Below are 4,368 nucleotides of genomic sequence, written 5' to 3' on the forward strand. Positions count from 1 at the left end.
GAGAGAAACAAATAATTAAAAAATTAAAAGAATATTTTAAAAATGTTCCTCTTATCACAATCACACAGGAAAAAATTGAGCGGTATTTATCTCTACAAAACTTATCATCGGGAAGTTATAATAGAGAGTTAGCTGTTATAAGGTTTATGTTTAAAAAAGCGGTTGAGTGGAATTATCTGGTTATTAATCCTGTTTTAAATATAAAAAGATTAAGACAACAACAAAAACCTGTTAGATATTTAACAGATGAAGAAATAAATAAAATTTTAAGTGTATGTAATGAAGAAGAAAGAGACATTTTTATTTTCTTTTTAAATACAGGTTTAAGGTTGTCTGAATTTTATAATCTTAAATGGTCTGATATATCACTTGAAAAAGATTTAATTACAATTCAAAAAACAAAGTCATATAAAGTTAGATATATCCCTATTTCAAAAGAGTTAAAAGAAATTTTATTAAAATGGAAAAAACAGAATAGAGAAAAAATTTGTCTTTATTCAAAAGAACATATAAATAAAAAAATAAGAATAATTTCACGGAAAGCAGGCGTAAGTGGAGTTTCAACACATATTTTAAGACATACATTTGCAAGCAGGTTAGTTATGAAGGGTGTTCCTATAAGAGTAGTTCAAGAATTGCTTGGACATAGTGATATAAGGATGACGATGATTTATTCACATTTAGCACCTGATTATTTAGAGCAAGTGAAAAAGGTTTTAAATAGTTAAAAGGGTTTTTAAAAATTCAGTCCATAAAAAATCATTCCATCTCGTTCCTTCTACTGCTTCAATCAATAAATGAATAGGGTTTTCATCATCTCTTATCCATCCTACTAAATAACACAAGCGGGTTAAAGGTGTATCAGGGATTGGATATAATATTTCAATATCATCAATTTTAAGTTTGAATTTTTTAATTAAAATTTCAGCGATTTTATTAAGTTGATTTTCAAGTTCAGAAGGATTTGTATAACCTAAATGAAGTAGAGAATGATATTTTTTAATTGTTTCTTCATTTCCTTCAAGTTTATTGTATAGAATTAGCCACATTATGCTTTCTCCACCGCAGTATGTATTGCTCCAAATCGGATCATCTTCTTTAAAATAGCAGTGTCCGAGTTCGTGAAGGATAACAGGAAAGGAGGGAAATTCTTCTCTAAAAGATACTTGATTTATTTCTTTAAAAGATATAGCGAGAGTTTTTGAGGTGTATACTCTCGGAAGTGAATTTATTTTTTCGTCAAATTCTTTTTCTGTTATAAGATTATTTTTTAATAAGTATTCCCAAAATTCAATCTCATCAATAATTTCAGGGTTCTTATCTTTAATATTAAATTCTTCTTTCCAATCAATAACTTCAACTTCTTTTGAAAATTCATACATCTTTTGAAATTTGTTTTTAAAAATCTGAAAATATTGATTGTTTTTATGAATTTCCAGTAGTTCTTTAATACTCATCTTGATTACTTTTTTCTCTCAATTCTTTCTGTTTAATTTTTATCAAATATCCTATTAAAATGTAAAATCTTATCAGTAAAAAACAAATTAAAAACTTTATCAATAATACAATCCCTTCTTCAAAAGTCCATTTAAAATCAGATCTGTTGTTGAAAGCGGTTATCTATCTTCGGATTCCTTTGTCTATGAAAGAAAAATTAGCAAAGAGAAAAACAGAAGAAGGATTAGATGTATCAGACCTATTAAGAAAAGTTTTAGAACTATTCTTTTATTGGTGGGAAGAAATAGAAAAAGAAAAAAAGAGAGAGGTTTCATTTATAGAATTGTTAAATGAACTTGCTGTTAGGTTAAAAACGAAAAAAAAGAAAGAAAAATGTCAGGGGGACTTGACAGAAACTTGACAGGGAGGTACAATGAAAAAAAAGGGAACAAGGAGGCAGATATGATTAAAAAAACAATTCTAATCGGGCTGGTAGCAGTAAGCGTGGCTTTTTCAGGTATTACTTTTTCTCAAAATAACAGGAATAAAATTTACGACCAACAAGACCATATCACAGCACTTGGGAAAATTGATGAAGATAATTATGTGGATTTAGTTGTTGATGGAAATGTGATTTTCTGGGGAGATAGTGCTGGGCAATACACAGGACGAACAGCAACAAACACACCAAGTAGGATTTATTTAGTAGATTATAACAGAGACGGGAAGTTAGACCTCTTTTATTATGAAGTTGACAGGGACAATTATAAAACAAGAGTATATGTAAAACTTAATCAGGGCAATAGAAATTTTACTGATGGGCAACTTATTTTTGAAAAAGATTGGAAATATAGTAGTTCAGCAGAAAGTGTTTTTACTTGTGAAGATTTAGATGGAGATGGTAATTTAGATTTAGTTTTTTCATGGGAAGGAGTTCCAGAATTGTGTTGTATCCTATGGGGAGACCAGAATAATCACTTTGACATTTCCAGAATGACAGATTTAGGGAATTTAAATTTTGGTTCTTTTATAGACCTTGATAATGACGGGAAGAAAGATTGGGTCTATATAGGAGATACACTTGTAAGGTTTCAAGTGAATAGAGATTTTCCTTCTTCTACTCAAACAGATTTTTCTTCTTTTTTTGGAAATATAGGAGTTATACATATTGAAGCAGTGAGAGATGTGAATAAAGATGGACTACTTGATGTTATTTTGTCTTTCAGGAATGATAATTTAGGAATTGGTAAACTTTTTGTTTCTCATTTAAAACCTGACAGAACTTTTTCTACACCTATTGAAATTTTAACTTCTACAACAGAGGTAGAAGGAACTGGTCCCGTTTTATCTATTCAACCATGTTTGCCAGAACCAGAAGGGGATTTAGACGCTGATGGCATTCCTGATATGATAACTACAAAGTCCGTCTATGGTGGATACAAAATCTGGATTACAACTTTACATGAGGATTTGTCTTATGAAACCAAATTGTTAATCCCCACATATAGTTATGTAGGAGCAGATTGGATCCACTTTGCTGATTGTAATGCTGATGGATATACAGACCTTTTAATATATCACAGCATAGGAACACAAAACGCAGGAGGGTATCTATATTTCAAGCCAGAGGTTAAACTTACAATTTCTGTTATCCCAGAAGGAGTTGGAGCAGTTTATGTTTCTCCTGAATTACCATCATACCAACAAGGAGAACTTGTTTCTTTGTATGCTTTTACCATTCAAAGTGGATATGTCTTTTCTTCTTGGAGTGGGTCTATATCTTCCTCACAAAATCCTCTTTCTTTAACACTTGATACTGATAAAGACATAACAGCAAACTTTGTTCCTTATTCTGGTGGCGGTGGAGGAGGCGGAGGGTGTTTCGTTGCTACTGCCTGTTTTGGAAATTATAATCATCCCTTTGTTAAAGTTTTAAGAGAATTCAGAGATAGATATTTACTCACAAATAGAATAGGAACTGCCTTTGTAAGATGGTATTATACTCATTCTCCAAAATATGCTGAAATAATAAAGAAAAATCTGCTTCTTAAAGTTATAGGTCAGGTATTTCTTACTCCATTTGTTATTCTTGCGTTTATCTTTCTTAAATTAAATGTTTTTGTCTTGATTTGTTTGTTGTTTTTAGGGTATAATAAAACAAGGAGAAAAAAGTGTGGGAATTATTAAAGTTGTATGCGTTAATATGGTACTATCTATTTAAATTTTTGTGGCGAGTTTTCCTTTTTATTTTTTGTGTTCCATTTTTCCCTCAATATAGAAGGTTTGCTATAAGTTATTACCGACCTTTGTGGAAATTTTTTGAAGTTTTTTATATGGTAGGGTTAGGATTAGCGGGAATTGTAGGCGTTGTAGCAGGGATTATGGAAATACCAAACCATCCTGTTCCTTATCATATCCCATATATTGTCGCTGTTGTAGAATTTGCGGGGTGTATAGTTGTGTCTTTGGTTTATTTTATTAAAAGAATGTGGAAATCCATAAAAGAGAAAGTCGGAATTAAAGAGAGAATAGAAGGTTTGTTGTTAAAAGACGGAATAAATGGGTTCACAATTCTTGAACTTTTACTTGTTGTTAGCATTTCCCTTATTATCGCTTTTGGGACATTTGGGTTTATTAAATCAACAAGAAATATAAAAATAGCAAAACAGATTGGGCAAGAATTTGAAAGTATATATCAGGCAAGCGTAAAAATGGCACGAGAAACAACGGATTTTACAATAGATGACCTTGTAAGTAAAGGTTATTTAAAAACAAAAACAAGTGTAATAGGGAAAAATTATGACATCTCTGTGAATGGTTCAACAATAGGGATTAGATTATCTTTACCATCTTCGTGGAAAGGACCCAAAGATTTTCAGTATCCTGTTAAGTATTACTCCTTTTTGGGTGTTAAATGGCTATATGCTGAAT

At 30.7% G+C, this 4,368-nt stretch carries 5 protein-coding genes; 4 read left to right on the forward strand and 1 reads right to left on the reverse strand.

Annotation, left to right across the window (positions count from 1 at the left end; genetic code table 11):
- Positions 1-728, forward strand: a 728-nt coding sequence (locus tag PKV21_09205) for a site-specific integrase (GenBank protein ID HOM27661.1), incomplete at its 5' end; no start/stop codon positions are given.
- On the opposite strand, the gene PKV21_09210 is transcribed toward PKV21_09205, so the two are convergent.
- Positions 717-1,457 (reverse strand): hypothetical protein, encoded by a 741-nt coding sequence (locus PKV21_09210; protein ID HOM27662.1) that lies wholly within the window; start codon positions 1,455-1,457, stop codon positions 717-719. The two genes, PKV21_09205 and PKV21_09210, sit on opposite strands and share 12 nt — an antisense overlap.
- Positions 1,458-1,642: 185 nt before the next feature.
- Here PKV21_09210 and PKV21_09215 point away from each other — a divergent pair, with 185 nt between their 5' ends.
- The 3 genes from PKV21_09215 to PKV21_09225 all read left to right on the forward strand — a co-directional run.
- Positions 1,643-1,858, forward strand: coding sequence for a hypothetical protein (locus tag PKV21_09215; protein ID HOM27663.1), 216 nt, complete (start codon positions 1,643-1,645; stop codon positions 1,856-1,858).
- A gap of 41 nt (positions 1,859-1,899) precedes the next feature.
- A complete protein-coding gene (locus PKV21_09220) occupies positions 1,900-3,624 on the forward strand; it encodes a VCBS repeat-containing protein (protein HOM27664.1) in 1,725 nt (574 codons plus the stop codon).
- 146 nt (positions 3,625-3,770) lie between these two features.
- Positions 3,771-4,368 (forward strand): hypothetical protein (locus PKV21_09225; GenBank protein ID HOM27665.1); only part of this gene is annotated, 598 nt, incomplete at its 3' end.

The organism is bacterium (genome assembly GCA_035371905.1).
Taxonomy (GTDB): Bacteria; Ratteibacteria; UBA8468; order B48-G9; family JAFGKM01; genus JAMWDI01.